This window comes from Arthrobacter bussei, from assembly GCF_009377195.2.
GTDB lineage: Bacteria > Actinomycetota > Actinomycetes > Actinomycetales > Micrococcaceae > Arthrobacter_D > Arthrobacter_D bussei.
Genome location: NZ_VJXX01000001.1, coordinates 1,570,763 through 1,590,384, shown reverse-complemented (window position 1 = coordinate 1,590,384; position 19,622 = coordinate 1,570,763). Strand labels below are relative to the sequence as shown.

The 19,622-nt window shown below is 70.5% G+C and carries 18 protein-coding genes and 1 riboswitch; of the genes, 10 read left to right on the top strand and 8 right to left on the bottom strand.

Going from position 1 to position 19,622, the window contains the following annotated elements; genetic code table 11:
• Positions 1–20: 20 nt before the first annotated feature.
• A complete protein-coding gene (locus tag FNH21_RS07600) occupies positions 21–737 on the top strand; it encodes an amino acid racemase (RefSeq protein WP_191931695.1) in 717 nt (238 codons plus the stop codon).
• 8 nt (positions 738–745) lie between these two features.
• Here the strand turns inward: FNH21_RS07600 and FNH21_RS07595 are convergent, their stop codons facing one another.
• Positions 746–1,183 carry a YybH family protein gene (locus FNH21_RS07595; protein ID WP_152813521.1) on the bottom strand — a complete coding sequence of 146 codons (438 nt, stop codon included), beginning with the start codon at positions 1,181–1,183 and terminating at the stop codon, positions 746–748.
• Positions 1,180–2,148 carry an EamA family transporter gene (locus FNH21_RS07590; RefSeq protein ID WP_152813519.1) on the bottom strand — a complete coding sequence of 323 codons (969 nt, stop codon included), beginning with the start codon at positions 2,146–2,148 and terminating at the stop codon, positions 1,180–1,182. Before FNH21_RS07590 ends, FNH21_RS07595 begins: the two co-directional genes overlap by 4 nt.
• A 72-nt stretch (positions 2,149–2,220) precedes the next feature.
• Between FNH21_RS07590 and FNH21_RS07585 the strand changes: the two genes are divergently transcribed.
• Positions 2,221–3,138 carry a LysR family transcriptional regulator gene (locus tag FNH21_RS07585; RefSeq protein ID WP_152813517.1) on the top strand — a complete coding sequence of 306 codons (918 nt, stop codon included), beginning with the start codon at positions 2,221–2,223 and terminating at the stop codon, positions 3,136–3,138.
• 50 nt (positions 3,139–3,188) lie between these two features.
• Here FNH21_RS07585 and FNH21_RS07580 read toward each other — a convergent pair whose 3' ends face one another.
• Positions 3,189–4,241, bottom strand: a complete 1,053-nt coding sequence (locus tag FNH21_RS07580) for an SGNH/GDSL hydrolase family protein (protein WP_152813515.1) — start codon at positions 4,239–4,241, stop codon at positions 3,189–3,191.
• Between the two features lie 227 nt (positions 4,242–4,468).
• A riboswitch (glycine riboswitch) is annotated at positions 4,469–4,569 on the top strand.
• A gap of 152 nt (positions 4,570–4,721) precedes the next feature.
• Between FNH21_RS07580 and gcvP the strand changes: the two genes are divergently transcribed.
• From gcvP to FNH21_RS07560, 4 genes are read left to right on the top strand one after another with little or no spacing between them, the layout of a single operon-like run.
• Positions 4,722–7,598, top strand: coding sequence for an aminomethyl-transferring glycine dehydrogenase (gcvP, locus tag FNH21_RS07575; protein ID WP_152813513.1), 2,877 nt, complete (start codon positions 4,722–4,724; stop codon positions 7,596–7,598).
• A 14-nt stretch (positions 7,599–7,612) separates the two neighbouring features.
• Positions 7,613–8,746 carry a glycine cleavage system aminomethyltransferase GcvT gene (gene gcvT / locus FNH21_RS07570; protein WP_152813511.1) on the top strand — a complete coding sequence of 378 codons (1,134 nt, stop codon included), beginning with the start codon at positions 7,613–7,615 and terminating at the stop codon, positions 8,744–8,746.
• Positions 8,743–10,116: an L-serine ammonia-lyase gene (locus FNH21_RS07565; protein ID WP_191931694.1), complete on the top strand. Its 1,374-nt coding sequence runs from the start codon at positions 8,743–8,745 to the stop codon at positions 10,114–10,116. Before gcvT ends, FNH21_RS07565 begins: the two co-directional genes overlap by 4 nt.
• A 16-nt stretch (positions 10,117–10,132) precedes the next feature.
• Positions 10,133–10,948, top strand: coding sequence for a methylenetetrahydrofolate reductase (locus tag FNH21_RS07560; protein ID WP_152813509.1), 816 nt, complete (start codon positions 10,133–10,135; stop codon positions 10,946–10,948).
• A gap of 186 nt (positions 10,949–11,134) precedes the next feature.
• Here FNH21_RS07560 and FNH21_RS07555 read toward each other — a convergent pair whose 3' ends face one another.
• Positions 11,135–11,998: a helix-turn-helix domain-containing protein gene (locus tag FNH21_RS07555; protein WP_152813507.1), complete on the bottom strand. Its 864-nt coding sequence runs from the start codon at positions 11,996–11,998 to the stop codon at positions 11,135–11,137.
• A gap of 101 nt (positions 11,999–12,099) precedes the next feature.
• Between FNH21_RS07555 and FNH21_RS07550 the strand changes: the two genes are divergently transcribed.
• A complete protein-coding gene (locus FNH21_RS07550) occupies positions 12,100–12,780 on the top strand; it encodes an SDR family NAD(P)-dependent oxidoreductase (RefSeq protein ID WP_152813504.1) in 681 nt (226 codons plus the stop codon).
• A gap of 74 nt (positions 12,781–12,854) precedes the next feature.
• Here FNH21_RS07550 and FNH21_RS07545 read toward each other — a convergent pair whose 3' ends face one another.
• On the bottom strand, positions 12,855–13,325 hold the full coding sequence (locus FNH21_RS07545) for a VOC family protein (protein ID WP_152813502.1): 471 nt from the start codon (positions 13,323–13,325) through the stop codon (positions 12,855–12,857).
• A gap of 102 nt (positions 13,326–13,427) precedes the next feature.
• Here FNH21_RS07545 and FNH21_RS07540 point away from each other — a divergent pair, with 102 nt between their 5' ends.
• Positions 13,428–14,405: a helix-turn-helix transcriptional regulator gene (locus tag FNH21_RS07540; protein ID WP_152813500.1), complete on the top strand. Its 978-nt coding sequence runs from the start codon at positions 13,428–13,430 to the stop codon at positions 14,403–14,405.
• A gap of 112 nt (positions 14,406–14,517) precedes the next feature.
• On the opposite strand, the gene FNH21_RS07535 is transcribed toward FNH21_RS07540, so the two are convergent.
• From FNH21_RS07535 to FNH21_RS07525, 3 genes are all read right to left on the bottom strand, one after another.
• On the bottom strand, positions 14,518–15,255 hold the full coding sequence (locus FNH21_RS07535) for an ANTAR domain-containing protein (RefSeq protein WP_152813498.1): 738 nt from the start codon (positions 15,253–15,255) through the stop codon (positions 14,518–14,520).
• Positions 15,256–15,440: 185 nt separating this feature from the next.
• A complete protein-coding gene (locus tag FNH21_RS07530) occupies positions 15,441–15,884 on the bottom strand; it encodes a MarR family winged helix-turn-helix transcriptional regulator (RefSeq protein ID WP_055766305.1) in 444 nt (147 codons plus the stop codon).
• Between the two features lie 118 nt (positions 15,885–16,002).
• A complete protein-coding gene (locus tag FNH21_RS07525) occupies positions 16,003–16,836 on the bottom strand; it encodes an alpha/beta fold hydrolase (protein WP_152813496.1) in 834 nt (277 codons plus the stop codon).
• Positions 16,837–16,958: 122 nt separating this feature from the next.
• On the opposite strand from FNH21_RS07525, the gene FNH21_RS07520 reads away from it, so the two are divergent.
• Both FNH21_RS07520 and FNH21_RS07515 read left to right on the top strand, forming a co-directional pair.
• Positions 16,959–17,708 carry a response regulator transcription factor gene (locus tag FNH21_RS07520; RefSeq protein WP_152813495.1) on the top strand — a complete coding sequence of 250 codons (750 nt, stop codon included), beginning with the start codon at positions 16,959–16,961 and terminating at the stop codon, positions 17,706–17,708.
• Between the two features lie 59 nt (positions 17,709–17,767).
• Entirely contained in the window at positions 17,768–19,450 is a 1,683-nt protein-coding gene (locus tag FNH21_RS07515; protein ID WP_191931693.1) for an ATP-binding cassette domain-containing protein, read from the top strand.
• The last annotated feature ends 172 nt before the right edge of the window (positions 19,451–19,622 follow it).

Here is a 19,622-nt window from a genome sequence, read left to right as displayed (position 1 = left end):
CTACTAGTGCGGAGGACGACGTGCAGGTCATCGGGATGCTCGGAGGAATGAGCTGGGAGTCTTCGGCCGAGTACTACCGGCTGGCCAACGAGCTCGTGCAAGAGCAGTTGGGCGGTGTCCACTCGGCGCGCGTCCTGCTGGATTCGGTCGACTTCGCCGATATCGAGCGGCTGCAGGCCGCTGGTCGGTGGGAGCAGGCCGGAGAGCTGCTGGCATCACGGGCCCGCGCACTCGAGAGTGCCGGGGCGGAGCTGCTGGTGCTGTGCACGAACACCATGCACATCGTCATCGACAGTATCGAGGAGGCCGTCTCCATCCCCGTCCTGCACATCGGCGACGCGACGTCGGCGCGCATCCAGGAGCAGGGACTCCGTCGCGTGGGTCTGCTCGGCACGGCCTTCACGATGGAACAGCCCTTCCTTCGTGGCCGCCTCACCTCGGCCGGCATCGATTCGGTCATACCGACCGGTACCGACCGCGCGATCGTCCACCGGGTCATCTACGAGGAACTGGTGCGAGGGATCGTTGCCGACGACTCTCGGGCCGAGTACCGGCGGATCATCCAGGACCTGGTCCACCGGGGAGCCGAGGGCATCATTCTCGGTTGCACGGAGATCGAACTCCTGATCACCGCGGATGACAGCCCTGTGCCGGTGTTCCCGACCACGCGCATCCACATCGAAGCAGCCGTGCGGAGGGCGCTGGGCGCCGGCGCCGAGGAGCAGCAGGACGCCTGAGGCCCCGGCTACCCGGCAGCCCGACGCTCCAGCCTGACGGAGCCCGTCCCTGCGTCCACGGGGGCCGAGGTGTGCTCGTGCACGATCCGCCACCCGTCGGCCGAACGTCGGAGCACCCAGGTCAGGCGATTGTCCATACCGCGCCCCTCCGCGCCGTCCGACTCCGTCTCGCGGTAGGAGATGTTCGCGACGATCGTCGCGAGGTCCTCGACGACGACCGAGCGCACGTCGTCGAACACCACGCCGACGTTCTCCTCGCCGATCGAACCGAACCACTGCCCGATCGCCACGCGCCATGCGGCCTTCCCCTCGTAGGACCACTCGGACCAGAGATCGAAGACCCGCACGTCGTCGTCGTACAGGGACAGGAGCGCCTCCGCGTCCTTCTGCAGGACGGCCGATGCGTACTGCTCGAACAGGTCTCCGGGGATGTCGTGGTGCGTCATGATGCTCCTTGGGTCTGACGGTCCGCGTCCCGGACCACAGCCTGTAGACGCGGCGCCGGTCCGGGATTCATCGGTGTGTCCCGATGGTGACGGACGCGGCGCGGACGGGCAAGGGCCGTGGCCACACCGGCGAGCAGGACGACGGCCCCGAGCACCTCGATGGCTGACGGCACCTCGGCGAGCACGAGCCAGGCCGCCCCCATCCCGACCACCGGGACCAGCAGGGTGAAAGGCACCACGGACGCGGGCTCGTAGACAGCGAGGAGATGGTTCCAGATGCCGTATCCGACGAGTGAGGCGAGGGCCGCGGTGTAGAGGGCGCTCGCGATGGTCACGGGCTGCAGATGCAGGAGCGCGTCGCCGACGGCGGCCGGCCCGTCGACCACGAGCGAGAGGCCCAGCAGCGGCAGGGGGACCACGGCGCCGGACCAGACGACGAGGCCCAGTCCCGATGCGGCGCGGGCTCTGCGTGCGATCACGTTCCCCACGGCCCACGACAGTGCCGCGGCGAGGACGACGACGAGCGGCAGCAGCGGGGCCACCGCGCTCCGGCCGAAAGCGACGACGAGCAGCCCGAGCGCGCCGAGGACCAGCCCGGCGAGCTGGAGCGGTCGTGGACGGTCACCGAGGAAGACCGCCGCGAGGAGCACGGTCAGCAGGACCTGCGCCTGGAGGACGAGCGAGGCGAGCCCGGCCGGCATGCCGAGGGAGATCGCGAGGTAGAGCAGGCCGAACTGGCCGGCGCTCATGAAGAGCCCGACCCCGATGATCGCCGTCCAGCTGATGTCGGGCTTCCGGATGAAGAAGATCCACGGGAGGACCACCAGGGCGAAGCGCAGGGCGACGAACAGCAGGGGTGGGACCTCCGCTCCGTCGGCCGGGTGCAGCCCCAGGTCGATGGCGACGAAGTTGAGGCCCCACAGCACGGCCACGAGCAGGGCGAGAAGGCAGTGGCGACGGGTCATGGTGCCAGTCAACCGCGAAGGAGCGTGAAGGACCAGCGCACAAAAATACACGCAATCGTGTACGTTTCCTTCATGATTGATCCTTCCGCCCTGCAGGCCCTCGCCGCTGTCCGCCAGACGGGCTCCGTCATCGGGGCAGCGGCGGCTCTCGACTTCAGCCCGTCGGCGATCTCCCAGCAGATCAAGAAGCTCGAGCGGCAGACCGGCGTGCCCCTGCTCGAGCGGCACGGCCGCGGCGTCCTCCTCACCGAGCGGGGCAACGTGCTCGCGGACTACGGCCGCCGCATGCTCGCGGACCTCGAGGCGCTGCAGTCCTCCCTCCTGTCGGAGCCCGGTGAACCTCGGGGGCGCCTGCAGCTCGTGGCCTTCTCGACGGCGTGCCGCGGGCTGATCGGACCGGTGCTTGGGCGGATCGCCGCCGAGGGGACGGACCTGGACCTGAGGGTGAGCTCGGACGATCCCCGCCAGGCCGTGGCGCGGGTCGCGGAGGGGAAGGCCGATCTCGGGATCGTCCACAACTGGAACTCGGTGCCGCTGGGCGTGCCGGAGAACCTCGAGCTGGAGTGGCTGTGCGAGGACGTGGCCGATCTCCTGGTCCGTGACGACCACGCGCTCGCGGGCCGTGTCTCGGTGGAACCCGCCGATTTCGTGGACCAGACCTGGGTCAGCACGCCGCACGGAGCCATCTGCAACGAAGCCCTCCTGAAGCTCCATGCGGATCTCGGGCGCCTGCCGGACATCCGGCTGTACGACGACGACTTCGCGACGCACATCGCCCTCGTCGAGCAGGGCGTCGCCGTGGCGCTCGTGCCGAGGCTGGGACGGCCCGTGCTGCCGGAGCGGGTCGTCGTCGTGCCCGTCGTGCGGCCCACGCCGGCGCGCCAGGTCGGCGTGGTGCATCGGCGCACCATGGCGGAGAGCCCCGGCATCCGCCACGTCGTCGGGCTGCTGCGGGAGGCTGCCGCGCAGACGCACGGCAAGCCCGGCTGACCCCGAGCCGAGGGACACCGCACCATCGCGCCGGGGGGACCGGCGCGCGGCTACCGTTCCCGGGCCTGAGCGGCCTGAGCGGCCTCCGCGGCGCGATCCGCCCGCGCGATGCTCGCCGGGTCCGCGAGGTCGACGCCGGCCCGCGCCGCAGCGGCCCGCGCCGACCGGCTCTTCAGGTCGGGCAGGACGAACTCCTCGGGCCGGATGCGCCGGTCCGTCGCGGAGTACGCTGCCTGCTGCTCCGTGAGGGCAGGGGCGGCGGCCTCCGCGGACTGCAGCGTCTCCCGTGTGACGGCGACGCTGGCCCCCGTCAGCGCCGCACCCATCAGCGGTGCGTACCCGGACGCGTGGCCCGTCCGGTTCGGGTGGTAGGAGTCGGAGATCGGGCTGGAGAGCCCGTTCAGCCACTCGACGTCGTCGCACACGGCGTGACCGGTGAACGCCGGCGCCGGGTCACGGAAGGCGAAGCCCGCGGTGGCGGCCGCGGCCGCCGTCGTCCGGTTGAGGAGGTCTGCCATGGCGTTCAGCCTCGACTCCTCGGCGGGTGAGAACCACGTGGCGGCGTTGCAGTCCTCACCGTTGAAGATGCGGGGGTATCCGGCGATGGTCACGGCCGCCCGGGGTGCCCGTGCGCGGATCTGCCCGTAGAGCGAAGCGAGGCGTCCCGGCAGCTGATCGGTGATGATCGCCTGCGCCCTGTCGACGGCCGCGGTGCAGTTGCTCATCCACGCCGGCTTGGCGCACTCGGTCAGGACGGAGACGAAAGCGGCGTCATTGCCGCCGACGCTCAGCGAGACGTAGGCGGTGGTCGGCGTCAGCGCGCCCAGCTGCGTCGCGGCGACGTCGGAAATGGTGGCCCCGGAGCACGCCCGGAGATTCAGCGCGTACCCCCTGGCGCTCGCGATGAGCGACGGATAGGCGTACACGGAGCGCTGGCAGGCCGTCCCGTCCGCCAGGTAGGCGCGCGTGCCGGTGCCCGAGGAGTAGGAGTCCCCGAGCGCCACGTAGGAGGCCCCCGCCGCGGAGGCGGGAGGCGCCGGGAGGACGACGGCGGCCAGCAGGGCGAGCGCGGCGAGAGCCGGGCGGAAGCGGGGGATCGTCATCGATACTCCAGGTCGGGCAGTGGTGAGCAGGGGACCTGTCTCCACGCTAAGCCTGCATCGCGCCGGTCCGACGGCTCCTCGGGAGCATTCATGGCGCACTCTTCCGGCACGGGCGGGGACACGGTACTGTTCCGCCCGTCGACGTCGGGCTTTGCCTCCCTTCCGCCCTGCGCGGTAGGCTGTGGGACGGCTCACACGCCGCCCGAACACCCAACTGAATACGCCATCGATCTGCAGCGGGAGAGTCCTCCCGTCCACCACACCGGCAGGCGCCGTAGGAGCAACTCCTCCCCAGGAATCTCTCAGGCCAATGCACCGCTGCGGCTAGGCAACTCTGGAAAGCAGCCCCGACATCCACTCGGCGCTCACCGACGGTGCAAGCAGGCAACGCGTCCTGCGGAAACTCTCAGGTCCCCTACAGAGCGGGGAGGAACCCGACCAGGCCTGCGCCCGCGCACCTCCCCGACGTACGGAGTTCCCATGAACGCCTCGCTGAACCCGACACCCGCCGCCCAGCACGCAGCGACCTTCGCCGACCGCCACATCGGCCCCCGGTCCTCCGACGCGGGACAGATGCTGGAGGTCCTCGGCTACCCGAGCCTGGAGAAGCTGGTCGACATGGCGGTTCCCGCCAGCATCCGCCTGGACAGGGCGCTGAACCTGCCCGCGGCCCTCAGCGAGACCGAGGTCCTGGCACAGCTCCGCCGCATCGCCGGTCGGAACCGGACCGCCGTCCAGATGATCGGCCAGGGGTACTACGACACCGTCACCCCGCCCGTCATCCGCCGGAACGTCCTGGAATCGCCCGCCTGGTACACCGCCTACACGCCCTACCAGCCGGAGATCTCCCAGGGCCGCCTCGAGGCGCTGCTGAACTTCCAGACCATGGTGCAGGACCTCACGGCCCTCGACATCGCCAACGCCTCCCTGCTGGACGAGGCCTCCGCCGTGGCCGAGGCCGTCCTCCTCATGCGCCGGTCCGGCAAGAACAAGGGCCGCACGGTCATCGACGCCGACGCCCTCCCGCAGACCGTCGCGGTGGTCCGCGGGCGCGCCGAGGCCCTCGGCTTCGACGTCGAGGTCACCGACCTCTCGGCGGGACTGCCCGACGGCGACATCAACGGCGTCGTCCTCCAGCAGCCCGGCGCCTCGGGAGCGCTGCGCGACCACGCCGGCGTCATCGCCGCCGCGAAGGAGCGCGGGGCCCTCGTGATGGTCGCCGCGGACCTCCTGTCCCTCACGCTCATCACCGCCCCGGGCGAGCAGGGCGCGGACATCGCCGTCGGCTCCGCCCAGCGCTTCGGCGTCCCGCTCTTCTTCGGCGGGCCGCACGCCGCGTACATGGCTGTCCGCAAGGGCCTCGAGCGCATGCTGCCCGGCCGCCTCGTCGGTGTCTCGAAGGACGCCGACGGCGCCCCCGCCTACCGCCTGGCCCTCCAGACCCGCGAGCAGCACATCCGCCGCGAGAAGGCCACGAGCAACATCTGCACCGCGCAGGCCCTCCTCGCCATCGTCGCGTCCATGTACGCGGTCTACCACGGCCCCGAGGGCCTCACGGCGATCGCACGCACCACCCACCAGCGGGCCGTCGAGCTCGCTGCGGCCCTCGAGGGGTCGGCCGCCGCCGTCGTGCACGGCGCCTTCTTCGACACCCTGCTGGTGCGCGTGCCCGGGAAGGCCGCCGAGTACGCCGACGCCGCCGAGGCCGCCGGCTACAACCTCCGCCGCATCGATGCCGACCACCTCGGCATCTCCTGCGACGAGACGACGACGCCGGAGCACGTCGCGGCCGTCGCCGCAGTCTTCGGCGCCACCGTGGACGCCGCTGCGGACCGGGGGGAACGCATCCCGTCGGAGCTGCACCGGACGTCCTCCTTCATGACGCACCCCGTCTTCTCGCGGCACCGCTCGGAGACCGCGATGCTGCGCTACCTGCGGAAGCTCTCCGACAAGGACCTCGCCCTGGACCGCACCATGATCCCGCTGGGCTCGTGCACCATGAAGCTCAACGCGACGGTGGAGATGGAGTCCATCTCCTGGCCCGAGTTCGCGTCCATCCACCCCTACGCGCCGGAGGGCCAGACCGAGGGCTGGCGTGAGCTCATCACGGACCTCGAGGAGCGCCTCGCCGAGATCACCGGCTATGCCCGTGTGTCCCTGCAGCCCAACGCCGGGTCGCAGGGCGAGCTCGCCGGTCTCCTCGCTATCCGCGGCTACCACCGCTCGCGCGGCGACGACAACCGCACCATCTGCCTCATCCCGTCCTCCGCGCACGGAACCAACGCGGCATCCGCTGTGCTCGCCGGGATGAAGGTCGTCGTCGTGGGCACGGCGGCCAACGGCAACATCGACCACGACGACCTGCTCGCGAAGATCGAGCAGCACGCCGGGAACCTCTCGGCCATCATGATCACCTACCCCTCCACGCACGGCGTGTTCGAGGAGGACGTGCGCTGGGTGTGCGAGAAGGTGCACGAAGCCGGTGGCCAGGTGTACATCGACGGCGCCAACCTGAACGCCCTGGTCGGCCTCGCGCAGCCCGGCGAGTTCGGCGGCGACGTCTCCCACCTGAACCTGCACAAGACCTTCTGCATCCCCCACGGTGGTGGTGGACCCGGCGTCGGGCCCGTGGCCGTGGCCGCGCACCTCGCGCCGTTCCTGCCCGGGGACGCGAACCGCGACATCACGACGGACGACGCCCCCGGCAGCGAGGGCGGTACCCCCGTCTCGGGCTCGATGTACGGCTCGGCCGGCGTCCTGCCCATCTCCTGGGCGTACGTGGCCCTGATGGGCTCCGAGGGCCTGACGAGCGCGACGGCGCATGCGCTCCTCGCCGCCAACTACGTGGCCGCCCGCCTGACCGACCACTTCCCCGTGCTGTACACGGGCGTGCAGGGCCTCGTGGCGCACGAGTGCATCCTGGACCTCCGCCCGCTGACCGCGACCACCGGCGTGACGGCCGAGGACGTGGCCAAGCGCCTCATCGACTACGGGTTCCACGCCCCCACGCTGTCCTTCCCCGTGGCGGGCACCCTCATGGTGGAGCCGACCGAGTCCGAGGACCTCGCGGAGCTGGACCGCTTCGTGGACGCCATGATCGCGATCAAGGGTGAGATCGACCGCGTGGCCTCCGGCGAGTTCAGCGTCGAGGAGAGCCCGCTGCGGCAGGCGCCCCACACCGCGCAGCTGCTCATCGGCGACGACTGGACGCAGGCCTACCCGCGCGAGCTCGCCGCATATCCGCTCCGGGCGCTGCGCCACGACAAGTACTTCCCTCCGGTGCGGAGGATCGACGGCGCCCACGGCGACCGCAACCTGATCTGCTCCTGCCCGCCCATCGAAGCCTTCGAAGACTAGGACCCCGAACCCGCATGAGCGAGCAGAGCAAGCACACCGCCCTCTATACCCAGCACGAGGCCCACGGGGCGTCCTTCACCGACTTCGGCGGATGGCAGATGCCCCTGAAGTACCGCAGCGAACTCGAGGAGCACCACACCGTCCGGAAGGCCGCCGGTCTCTTCGACCTGTCCCACATGGGAGAGGTCCTCGTCACCGGTCCGCAGGCCGCGGAGTTCCTCAACTACGCGCTGGTCAGCAACCTGGCGGTGATGGCGGTCGGCAAGGCGAAGTACTCGCTGATCTGCACCGCGGAGGGTGGCGTGATCGACGATCTGATCACCTACCGGCTCGCCGAGGACTCCTTCCTCGTGGTGCCCAACGCCTCCAACGCACCCGTGGTCGCCGAGGCGCTGCGGATCCGCGCGAACAGCTTCGACGTCGCCGTGGAGGACCAGTCGGAGGCGACCTCGCTCATCGCGGTCCAGGGACCGACGGCCGAGGCGGTGCTGCTCGATCTCGCCCGTCCCGAGGACGGCGCCCTGATCCGCGAGCTGAAGTACTACGCGTCGGTCGAGCTGGAACTCGCCGGACTGCCCGTCCTGCTGGCGCGCACCGGCTACACGGGCGAGGACGGTTTCGAGATCTTCATCGGCAGCAACGTCGCCGTGCGGCTCTGGGACGCCGCACTCCAGGCGGGTGACGCCCACGGGCTCCTGCCCTGCGGACTCGCAGCCCGCGACTCGCTGCGGCTCGAGGCGGGCATGCCCCTCTACGGGCACGAGCTCGGCCTGGACACCAATCCCTTCGAAGCGGGCCTCGGCCCCGTGGTGAGCACCAAGAAGGCCGACGACTTCGTGGGCCGCGCGGTGCTGGAGCCGCTGAAGGCCGTGGAGCCGGCGCGCCGCCTGGTGGGCCTCCGCGCGGTCGGCCGCCGGTCCGCGCGGGCCGGATACGACGTCGTCGTCGGCGGTGTGCCGGTCGGTACGGTCACGTCCGGCCTGCCCAGCCCCACCCTCGGCTACCCCGTCGCGCTCGCCTACGTCGACGCGGCCCACGCTGCCATCGGCACCGAGGTGCAGGTCGACCTGCGCGGACGCCCGGAACCCTTCACCGTCATCCCGACCCCGTTCTACAAGCGGGAGAAGCCTGCCGGACCAGCCCAGTGACGATCAGCGCCTTCGACCTCTTCAAGATCGGCATCGGACCCTCCAGCTCCCACACCGGAGGACCGATGACCGCCGCCTACCTCTTCACGGACCTGCTCCGCACCAGGGGGCTCCTCGCGGCCGTGCACCGGGTGCAGGTGGACCTGTTCGGCTCGCTGGGCGTCACCGGTCACGGCCACGGAACCGTCAAGGCCGTGCTCCTCGGCCTCGAGGGTGACCAGCCGCACCTCGTCGACCCGACATCGGCCGACGCCCGCGTGGCCTACATCGGTGAGTGCAGGTCCCTGCATCTCGCCGGGGAGCGGCGCATCTCCTTCGACCCGGAGACCGACGTGCTGCTGCACCGGCGGCAGCGGCTCGACTACCACACCAATGGCATGCGCTTCTCGGCATACGATGCGGCCGGTGATTGTATGCAGACGAGAGAATACTTCTCGGTGGGCGGAGGCTTCGTGCTCGACGAGGACCAGATCGGCTCGGAGACCGCCGCGCTGAAGCCCGTCCCCGTCTCGCATCCGTTCGATACCGCGGACCAGCTCCTCGGCGTCTGCGCCAGCACCGGGTGGTCCTTCTCCGACGTCGTCCTCGCCAACGAGCTCTCCTGGCGCTCGGAGGAGGACGTCCGCTCAGGGCTCCTGGAGATCTGGTCCGTCATGCAGGACACCATCCGCCGGGGGACCACCACGGGCGGCATCCTCCCCGGCGGTCTGAGCGTGCGGCGACGCGCGGAGCGGCAGCGCCAGCTGCTCGAGAAGGCAGACGATCCGAACGACCGCCTCGGGACGATGGAGTGGGTGACGCTGTTCGCACTCGCCGTGAACGAGGAGAACGCCGCGGGCGGCCGCGTGGTCACCGCTCCGACCAACGGAGCGGCAGGCATCATCCCCGCCGTCCTCAAGTACTACGTCGACTTCGTGCCGGGAGCGGACGACGACGGCGTGGTCCGGTTCCTGCTCGCCGCCACGGCGATCGGCTCCCTCTTCAAGAAGAACGCGTCCATCTCCGGCGCCGAGGTCGGGTGCCAGGGCGAGGTCGGCTCGGCATGCGCCATGGCGGCAGGTGCCCTCGCCGAAGTGCTGGGCGGCACGCCCGAGCAGGTGGAGAACGCCGCGGAGATCGGGATCGAGCACAACCTCGGGCTCACCTGCGATCCCGTGGGCGGTCTCGTGCAGATCCCGTGCATCGAGCGGAACGCCGTCGGGGCGATGAAGGCCATCACCGCTGCCCGCATGGCGGTGCGCGGCGACGGGCAGCACCACGTCTCGCTGGACGTCGCGATCAAGACCATGCGGGACACCGGCGCGGACATGATGGACAAGTACAAGGAGACCGCGCGCGGCGGCCTGGCCCTGAACGTCGTGGAATGCTGAGGACGGTCGGCACGCTGTGACGGTCCTGCCCCTCCGCGTCGAGGTGATCCCCGGGGAGAACCTGGTGGAGAAGCTCCGCGCGTACCTTCCCGCCCCCGCTACCGTCACTGTCACCTGCCTGCCCCAGCACGGTCCGCGGGCAGCAGTGGACCTGGCGGTCGGGCTCGCCGCTGCCGGGTACACGGCCGTCCCGCACCTGGCCGCGCGGTCGGTGGCGGATCGGACGGAGCTCGGCGATCACGTGGACCGGTGCCTCGACGCCGGGATCACGGACGTGTTCGTCATCGGCGGTGACGCCCCGGTGGCTGCGGGCCCCTACGCCTGGAGCGGCGCCCTCATGGAGGAGGTCGCGGAGCTCTCGGGCGGTGCCCTGCGCATGGGGATCGCCGTCTACCCCGAAGGGCACCCGGCGACGGCGAAGGACGACCTCCTGGCCACGCTGCGGTCCAAGCAGGATCTCGCTTCCTGGTGCGTCACGCAGCTCTGCTTCGCGCCGGACACGATCCGGACCTTCCCCGCGAGGCTCCGCGCGGAGGGCATCACCCTGCCGGTATGGGCCGGCATTCCCGGTCCCGTGCGCATCAGCCGCCTGCTGCGCCTCGCGGGATCGATCGGCGTCGGGCAGTCGTTGGGCTTCCTCAAGCGCTCGGCCGGCGGGTCGAACTCCGGCTCGGTGGTGCGGCAGCTGGTCACCTCGGCCTCCTATGATCCGGCACCGCTGGTGGAGGCCCTGGACGGCGCCGGCTATGCGGGGCTGCACCTCTACAGCTTCAACGACCTCGCGGAACTGGCCGATTCGGGTCTCGTGGAACCCGTCGCACCGGGTGCCTGAACGCGACCACCCCGCCGAACAGCTCGGCGCCCGTCGGTACGGAGCCGAGGCGCAGGGAGTACCCTCGGGCCCGCCCGCTCCGGGTGGCGGGTCCGAGGTCGTCCGGGACGGGGGGCGCGAGTCCGCCGCGGCGAGGAGACGGAGTATCGCGGACGGCGACCGTCCTGCCGGCGGATCCGGGCAGCGTCAGACGGCGGTGGTCGCGCTCCCCGCGGATCCGGCCGACAGGTCCTGGAGCCCTGTCACCCGCAGGAGGTCCAGCTTCGCCTCGTCCTCGCTGCCGGGCACCGCGGTGTAGACGACGATCCGCAGGTCCCCGCCCGGTACCGTCAGCACATCGCAGTCCACGGTGATGGGTCCCACGGACGTACGGGTCACGGTCTTGCGGCTGGCGCGGTGCTCGGCCACCCGGGCCTCCGCCCACCGCCGCTCGAACTCGGGCGACGTGGCCCGCAGCCGGGACACGAGGCGCTGCAGCCCCCGGTCCTGCGGATACCGGCCCAGGGCGGTGCGCAGGTCGGCCGTGAGGTCGGCGGAGAAGTCCTCCTCGTGCTGCTCGTCGAACTCGATGCCGTCGTGGCCGGTGGTGAAGTGCCGCCACACCAGGTTGCGCTCCATCCCGACGAGCCGGGAGGGATCCCCGGCGAGCGCCGCCCAGAGCGGATTCCACAGGAGGATGTCGTGCGTCGCCGTGAACACCGCCATGGGCACGTCGCCCAGCCGGTCGATGATGCGGTGGACCCCGGGCGTGATGTGGTGCGGTACGACGGCGGGTGACGGCGGTGCCGCGCCGGCGGCACGGTAGAGGTGGTCGCGCTCGCCGGAGTCGAGGCGCAGCGCGATGGCCAGCGCGTTGAGGAGATGGGGGGACGGATGGGTGGCGCGCCCCTGCTCCAGCCGCACCACGTAGTCCACGCTCACGTTCGCCAGGGCGGCGAGCTCCTCCCGCCGCAGCCCCGGGCTGCGACGGCCGGACCCCGTGGGCAGTCCGACCTCTGCCGGGGTCAGCCGGTTGCGCCACGAGCGGAGGACACTGGCGAATTCACTCATGCGTCCATCCTCCCGCGTGACGGTGCGGGAAGGGTGGTACTGCCGGTCCTACCGTCGAGCGGTACCTTTGCCACCGGCCGGCGCCGGCAGAGCCTTGAGACATGACAACCACACTGATCACCGGGGCCAACAGAAGCCTCGGACTCGAGACCGCCCGCCGCCTCGTCGAGGCCGGCCACACCGTCTACGCCGGGATGCGGGACACCGCGACCGGCGCGGAGGCACGCGCCATCGGCGCCCGTCCCGTCCAGCTCGACGTCGACGACCAGCAGAGCGTCGACGCCGCCATCGCGTCCCTGCCCCGCCTCGACGTGCTGGTGAACAACGCCGGGGTGCTCGGGACCTCCTTCGGGGTGGAGGACCTCTCCGCGGAAGCCCTCCGCACCGTGCTGGACACCAACGTGGTGGGACTGGTCCGCGTGACCCAGGCCGCCCTGCCGCTCCTCCGTGCGTCGGACGCCCCCGTCATCGTCAACGTGGCCTCGGGCGTGGGCTGGCCGCGCCTGCTCAGCACCGAGGGCACCGACGAGTTCGGCGTCCGGGCCATCCCGTATGCGGCGTCGAAGGCCGCGGTGATCGCCCTGACCGTGCAGTACGCGAAGAACCTGCCCGGCTTCCGCATCAACGTGAGCGACCCGGGCTACACGGACACCGACTTCAACCACCACAGTGGCCACCAGACCGTGACGGAGGGTACGGACGCCACGGTGATGCTCGCAGGCCTCGACGCCTCGGGCCCGACGGGGGAGTTCCACAACCGGCACGGGCGGATCGACTACTGACCGACGGTGACCACACTCCACGGTGGGCGGTCAGCCCGGACCACCAGGGGTGACCGCCCGCCGCGCGCGTCCCGTCAGTCGGTGCGCGCCTCCCCGGCGACGTCGAGGATCCAGGTCACGCCGAAGGAATCCGTCACCATCCCGAAGCCCGGGCTCCAGGCCGACGCCGCGAGGTCCTCGACGATCGTCCCCCCGACCGTAAGCCCTTCCCAGTAGCGCCGGACCTCCTCCAGCGAGTCCCCGCGCACCGAGACGAAGAACGGCTGGTCCGTGTAGGTCATGCCGTTCGAGCGGGTGGTCGAGCCGGCCGTCGTCGTCGTCGAGGCTCCCGACGCCCCAGGGACGTCATAGGCCATCAGGCGGAAGCCGCCGGGCGCCTGCACCTGCCCGAACACCACGCGTCCGGCATCGGGTGCATCGGCGGGCATCCCGAGGTCGCCGTAGGTGGTGAGGGTGCTCTCACCACCGAAGACCGAGAGGTAGAACTCCAGGGCCTCGCGGGCCGTGCCGTGGAGGTTGAGGTGGGTGGTGACGGTGATGCTCATCGTGGAACTCCCTGTGTCGAGGGTGCCGGGCCTTTCCCGGTGACACCACCGTCGCAGCAGTGCAGGACGGCTTCGGTCCTGCACTCCCTCTACCCTCGGAGCATGGCCACGACCAGTTCCCGCCTCCTCACCCTCCTCTCCCTGCTCCAGACCCGGCGGGACTGGCCCGGAGCGCTGCTCGCCGAACGTACCGGCGTCAGCCATCGCACGGTGCGGCGGGACGTCGACCGGCTGAGGGAGCTCGGCTACAGCATCAGGGCGACCATGGGGCCGGACGGCGGGTACCGGCTCGACGCCGGCAGCACCCTGCCGCCCCTGATGTTCGACGACGACCAGGCCCTGGCGCTCGCCGTGGCACTCCGGAGTGCGGCGTCGTCGCAGCCGGGGATCGGCGAGGCCGCACTGCGGGCCCTCGCCACCGTCCGGCAGGTCCTGCCTGCACGCCTGCGCCCGCGGCTCGACGCCCTCGAGTTCACCGCGCTGCCGCCCAGCGGCAGGGACGTCCCCGATCCTCCGTCTCCGCAGGTGCTCCTCGCACTCTCCTCCGCGGTCCGTGCGCAGCAGGTCCTCCGCTTCGACTATGCAGGTGCCGCCTCGGTGGCTCCGCAGGGGAGCGACGGCCCGCGCCGGGTCGAACCGCACCACCTCGTGACGCACGGCGGACGCTGGTATCTGGTCGCCTGGGACCTCGAGCGCTCCGACTGGCGTATCTTCAGGGCGGACCGGACCATACCGAGGCTGCCGACCGGGCCCCGATTCACACCGAGAGAGCTGCCGGACGGGGGAGTCGCCCGGTTCGTGTCCCGACGCTTCACGGGGTCGGCGGACGGTGGCGGCTGGCCGTGCGTCGGTACGGTGGTCCTCGGTCGATCGGCCGGTGAGGTGCTCCCCTTCGCAGGAGACGGCGTCGTCGAGGACCTGGGGCCGGCATCCTGCCGCCTGCGCGCGGGTTCGTGGTCCTGGGTGGCGCTCGCAGCGTCCCTCAACCGCTTCGACACGGACGTGCAGGTGGTCGGGCCGCCCGAGCTCGTCGCGGCGTTCCGGGTGCTCGCGGACCGGAACCGGGCGACGTCCGCCTGAGCCGTGCGCCGTCTCCCGGCGTCGTCTCCATCCGATCGCCGGGCGGCCACCAGCCCTGCGGGACCGGACCGGCCCTGTCGCTGTTCCGTCGGGCCGTCGCGCGCGAGGGATCCTAGGTCGAGAAGTGGGTCTCGGCGGGCGAGCTGGAGATACCGCTGACCATCCGCTCCGCGATGTCCCGCACCTTCACGTTCTGCGCGTTCGAGGCCCGCTTGAGCATGTCGTAGGCCTCGGTCTGCGTGCAGCGGTTCTGCCCCATGATGATGCCGATCGCGATGTCGATGGTGGTCCTCGACTCCATGGCGGCCTTCAGGTCCGACGACGTGTTGGCGTGCTTCGAGACCCGGAGCACCATCTGCAGCGCCTTGGCGGCCTGGGCCGCGAAACCCTCGGCGAGCTCCTGCGTGCTGCTGGTGAAGGTGCTGGGGGTCGCTGCGTAGAAGTTCAGAGCCGCACCGCTGTCGGGGCCGAGGACCAGGGGCACGCCCATCATGGCGTAGTACTCGTGGTTCGCCACCGCTTGGAAGTAGTCCGGCCAGCGGCCGTCGGTGCGGACGTCGTCGACCACCACGGTGCTGCCGGAGCTGATCGCGTGCAGGCAGGGACCATCACCGAAGCCGTACTGGATCTCGTCGAGCACCCTCGCCTCGTCGCTGCTGCATGCGACGGTGGTGGCGAGTTTCCGGTGCTGGTACGTGACTCCGCACTGCACCTCCACCGATCCGCCGAGGATCCGCGAGGAGAGGCCTGCGAGGTCCTCGAGGAACTGGTCGACGCTCTCGTTGCTGAGCATGAGGTCCTGCAATGCGGAGGCGGCTGCTGCCGCCGTTCCGTGCTGATCGTCGTTCACCGGGTCAGTTTACGACAGATGGCTAGTCTGTCTAGCTATCTCGGAGGCCTTCTCGGGCCAGCTCCCTGACACCGCGGCCCGCTGTCACGCGGCAGCGGCTGTGCTTCCGCGTGGACGACGGCAGAACGGCCGCCCCGAGGGGCGGCCGTTCTCCGTTCTCTTGAGAAATCTGCGGGACTCCCGGGTCAGACGACGGCTGCTGCCGGCTTCTGGCGCTGCGGGGCGAGTTCACCAATGATGCCACGAAGGAGGCTGCGGAGCTCGAAGGATTCCAGGCCCTCCCCGACCATCAGGGTGCGTTCGATGTCCTCGGCCTTCGCCAGGGCATCGATGCCCTCCGGGGTGATGGTGATGCGCTGGCTGCGGCGATCGATGCTGTCGCGGATGCGGGAGATGAAGCCCTGCCGCTCGAGCTTCTCGATGGTCTTGCCGATCGTCTGGGCCTGCACGTGGACGGCGAGGGCGAGCTTGGCCCCTGTCATGGTGCCCTGGCGGGAGAGGACACCGAGGGTCGTGTAGCCCGCGTGGGTGATCCCGATGTCGAGCAGCCTCTCGTTCCACGCATGGTCGACGAGACGTGCTGCCGTGGTGAGCAGGCGGCTGGTTGACCACTCTTCCAGTTCAGACATGCGATGTTCCTCCAGAAGCTTTGGAACACCCGGCCGGTACTGCTGACCAGCGCCGGCCGGGTGTCGTGTCGTTGCAGGCGGTCGATGAAACAGGACGGGACCAGCTGCAATACGTCTACTATGCGCTTCGATCTTCAAGTTTTCCCATCGAGCCGCCCGAAGCTTCCGGCAAGATCGGTTCGGCCACGGGCAGTGGAGGGCGTACGAACGCCACGATCTCCGCGGCCACCCGGTCCGCCGCGGAGTGCTGCACCACATGGGGCTCCCCGTCGATCTCGACGAAGGCGCCGTCCTGCGCACGGTCGGCGAGTTCGTGGCACCACCGCCGTCGGGCTACCGGGTCGCGGCTCCCCCTCAGGACCAGCACGGGGCATTCCAGCCGCTCCACGGCGCGCTCCAGCGGGTATTCGAGCATCGGTACGAGCTGGCGCACGTACCAGCGCAGACCCGTCCTCAGGTAATCGGCGAAGACCATCAGATTCGCGCCCGCGCTCTCCCGGAGGGTGTCATGGCCGAGTGACGCTGCCTGCTGCAGGACAGTACGTCGGCGTCGGTCGACGACCGGCCCCATGAGGACGACGCCCCGCACGGACGCCGGTGCACGCAGGCCGGCGGCTGTGACGAACTGCACGCCCATCGAATGCCCCACCAGGATGCAGGGCGTGACGCCGAGCAGCTCCAGCGTCTCGACGATCAGGGCCGCATGGTCCTCGATGCCCAGCCGGGTACGGGGGCGCGGGTCCCGGCCGTAGCCGGGCAGGTCGACCGAGTGCACGTCGGCGTCCCCGGCGAGTTCCGCGCGCAGGCGGTCGAGGTAGCGGTGTGTCATGCCGAGCCCGTGCACCAGTACATAGGGGGATCGCGACCGGGCCGTACCGGCGGGGCCCGGCGTCGTCCGCACGGTGATCGTGTGTCCGCGGATCTGCACCGTACGGAGAATGGTCGAGGGCATCCGACGATTCTATGGCGGCACAGCGGCCGTCATTGCACCGCGCCGCGGAGACAGTCGGGCACATCGTCAGGCAAATCGCCGGACTCGTCCTCCGCGGAGCCGATCTGTGGAATTCTTGGATCATGTCCGTTCCCCCGTCGCAGCGTAGCGCGCTCATCGTCGAGGACGATCCGGACATCCGGGAGTTGCTCGCCGTCACGTTGCGCATGAACGGTTTCACCGTCATCGAGGCCGCATCCGGGCACGCGGGCCTGGCGGCGCTGAAGGAGCACCGGCCCGACCTCATCACCCTGGACCTCAACCTGCCGGACCTCGACGGTGTCGAGGTGTGCCGCCAGTGCCGCGCCGTGAGTGATGCCTACATCGTGATGGTGACCGCGCGGCAGGACGAGATCGATCGACTGATCGGCCTCGAGACCGGTGCGGACGACTTCATCGGCAAACCCTTCAGCCCCCGGGAGCTCTCGGCGCGGGTCTCCGCGATGTTCCGCCGTCCCCGGACGGGCCCGTCCGCCGTGACCGAGATCGCGCCACCGGCGCAGGAGCCGGACGGCAACGAGATGCTCCGCCACAACGACCTGCTGATGGACGTGGAAGGCCGCGTGGTCACGCTCGACGGCCAGGAACTCGCCCTCACGCGGATCGAGTTCGACCTCCTCGAGACCCTCATGACCGGCGCCCAACGCGTGTGGACCCGGGAGGCGCTCCTCAACCGGGTGTGGGGGGACGGCTGGAGCCAGGACCACCACCTCGTCGAGGTGCACATCCGTAACCTGCGGAAGAAGCTCGGCGAGGACATGAGCAGCCCCCGCTTCATCCGCACGGTGCGGGGCGTCGGCTACCGGATGATGCCGAGCGATCCCCAGCGCTGACGGGGCCGGCGCCGATCCGGCCGTCCTGCTGCCCCGTCCATGGGTGGAACACTGGAAGGGTGGCTCACCTCGACATCTCCGGTATCGACTACTTCCTCTCCGACGGCAGGCAACTGCTCAACGGCGTGGCCTTCAAGGTCGGCGACGGGCACAAGACCGCCCTGATCGGCCCCAACGGCACCGGGAAGACCACCCTCCTGCGCATCGTCGCCGGCGACCTCACCCCGGACGAGGGCTCCGTGAGCCGCTCCGGGTCCATGGGCATCATGCGGCAGTTCGTCGGGCAGGTGCGCGACGACACCACGGTCCGCGACCTCCTCGTCTCGGCCGCACCGCCCGTCCTCGCGGCGGCGGCGAAGCGGATCGACGACGCCGAGCTGGCCATGATGGAGGCCGACGACGAACCCACGCAGATGGCGTACGCGCAGGCGATCGCCGACTGGGGTGACGCCGGGGGCTACGAGCTCGAGACGACGTGGGACGAGGTCACGATGGCGGCCCTCGGGGTGCCGTTCGATCGCGCGCAGTACCGGGCGGCGTCGTCCCTCTCCGGCGGGGAGCAGAAGCGGCTGGTGCTCGAGGCCCTGTTCTCCGGTCCGGACGACCTGTTGCTCCTCGACGAGCCGGACAACTACCTCGACGTTCCCGGCAAGCGCTGGCTCGAGGCGAAGCTCCGTGACTCGAAGAAGTCGGTGCTGTTCGTCAGCCACGACCGCGAACTGCTCGCCAACGCGGCCACGCGGATCGTCACGCTGGAACCCGGGGCGCTCGGCGCGTCCTCGTGGACACACGGAGGCGGTTTCGAGACCTACCTGAAGGCGCGCGAGGACCGGAATGCGCGGTTCGAGGAGCTGCGCAAGCGCTGGGACGAGGAGCACATCAAGCTCAAGGAACTCGTCAACATGTACAAGAACAAGGCGGCGTTCCGCTCCGACATGGCCAACCGCTACCACGCAGCGCAGACCCGGCTCGCGAAGTTCCTCGAGGCCGGGCCGCCCGAGGCCATCCCGCTCGAGCAGAACGTCTCCATGCGCCTAGCCGGTGGTCGTACGGCCAAGCGCGCCGTCGTCGCGCAGAAGCTCGAACTGACGGGCCTCATGAAGCCCTTCAGCACCGAGGTCTGGTTCGGCGACCGTGTGGGCGTCCTCGGCTCCAACGGTTCCGGAAAATCGCATTTCCTCCGCCTGCTGGCCGGTGGCGGCTCGGATCCGGACAAGGAGCACCTGCCGGTGTCCGACGTCGACATCAAGGCCGTGCCGCACGAGGGCTCGGTGAAGCTCGGGGCGCGGATCCGACCGGGCTTCTTCGCGCAGACGCACTCGCGCCCCGACCTCCTCGGCCGGACGCTGGTGGACATCCTGCATCGCGGGGACGAGCACCGCTCAGGGCTCGGGCGCGAGGCAGCCTCGGCCGTCCTCGACCGCTACGGACTGGCTCCGCAGGCCGAGCAGCCCTACGACTCCCTGTCCGGCGGACAGCAGGCCCGCCTGCAGATCCTGCTGCTCGAACTCTCGGGGGCCACCCTGCTGCTGCTCGACGAGCCCACCGACAACCTGGACCTGCACTCGGCCGAGGCACTGGAGCGCGCCATCGATTCCTTCGAGGGCACGGTCATGGCCGTGACGCACGACCGCTGGTTCGCGCGGAGCTTCGACCGCTTCCTCGTCTTCGGTTCCGACGGCAAGGTCTACGAGACCAAGGAGCCGGTGTGGGACGAGAGCAGGGTGGTCCGGGCCCGGTGAGGCCCCGCCGTCCACAGGCGCGCTCCCTGCTGTGAGCCGGCACCGGTCCCCCAGGTCCCACCCGTCCACACGCTGTCCACAGGGTTGTCCACATTCGGTGGATAACCCTGTGCGAATCCGCCCGGCGCCGGGCTTTCCGATGGCTTTCCGGGCCCGGCGGCGCTCCCTTGTA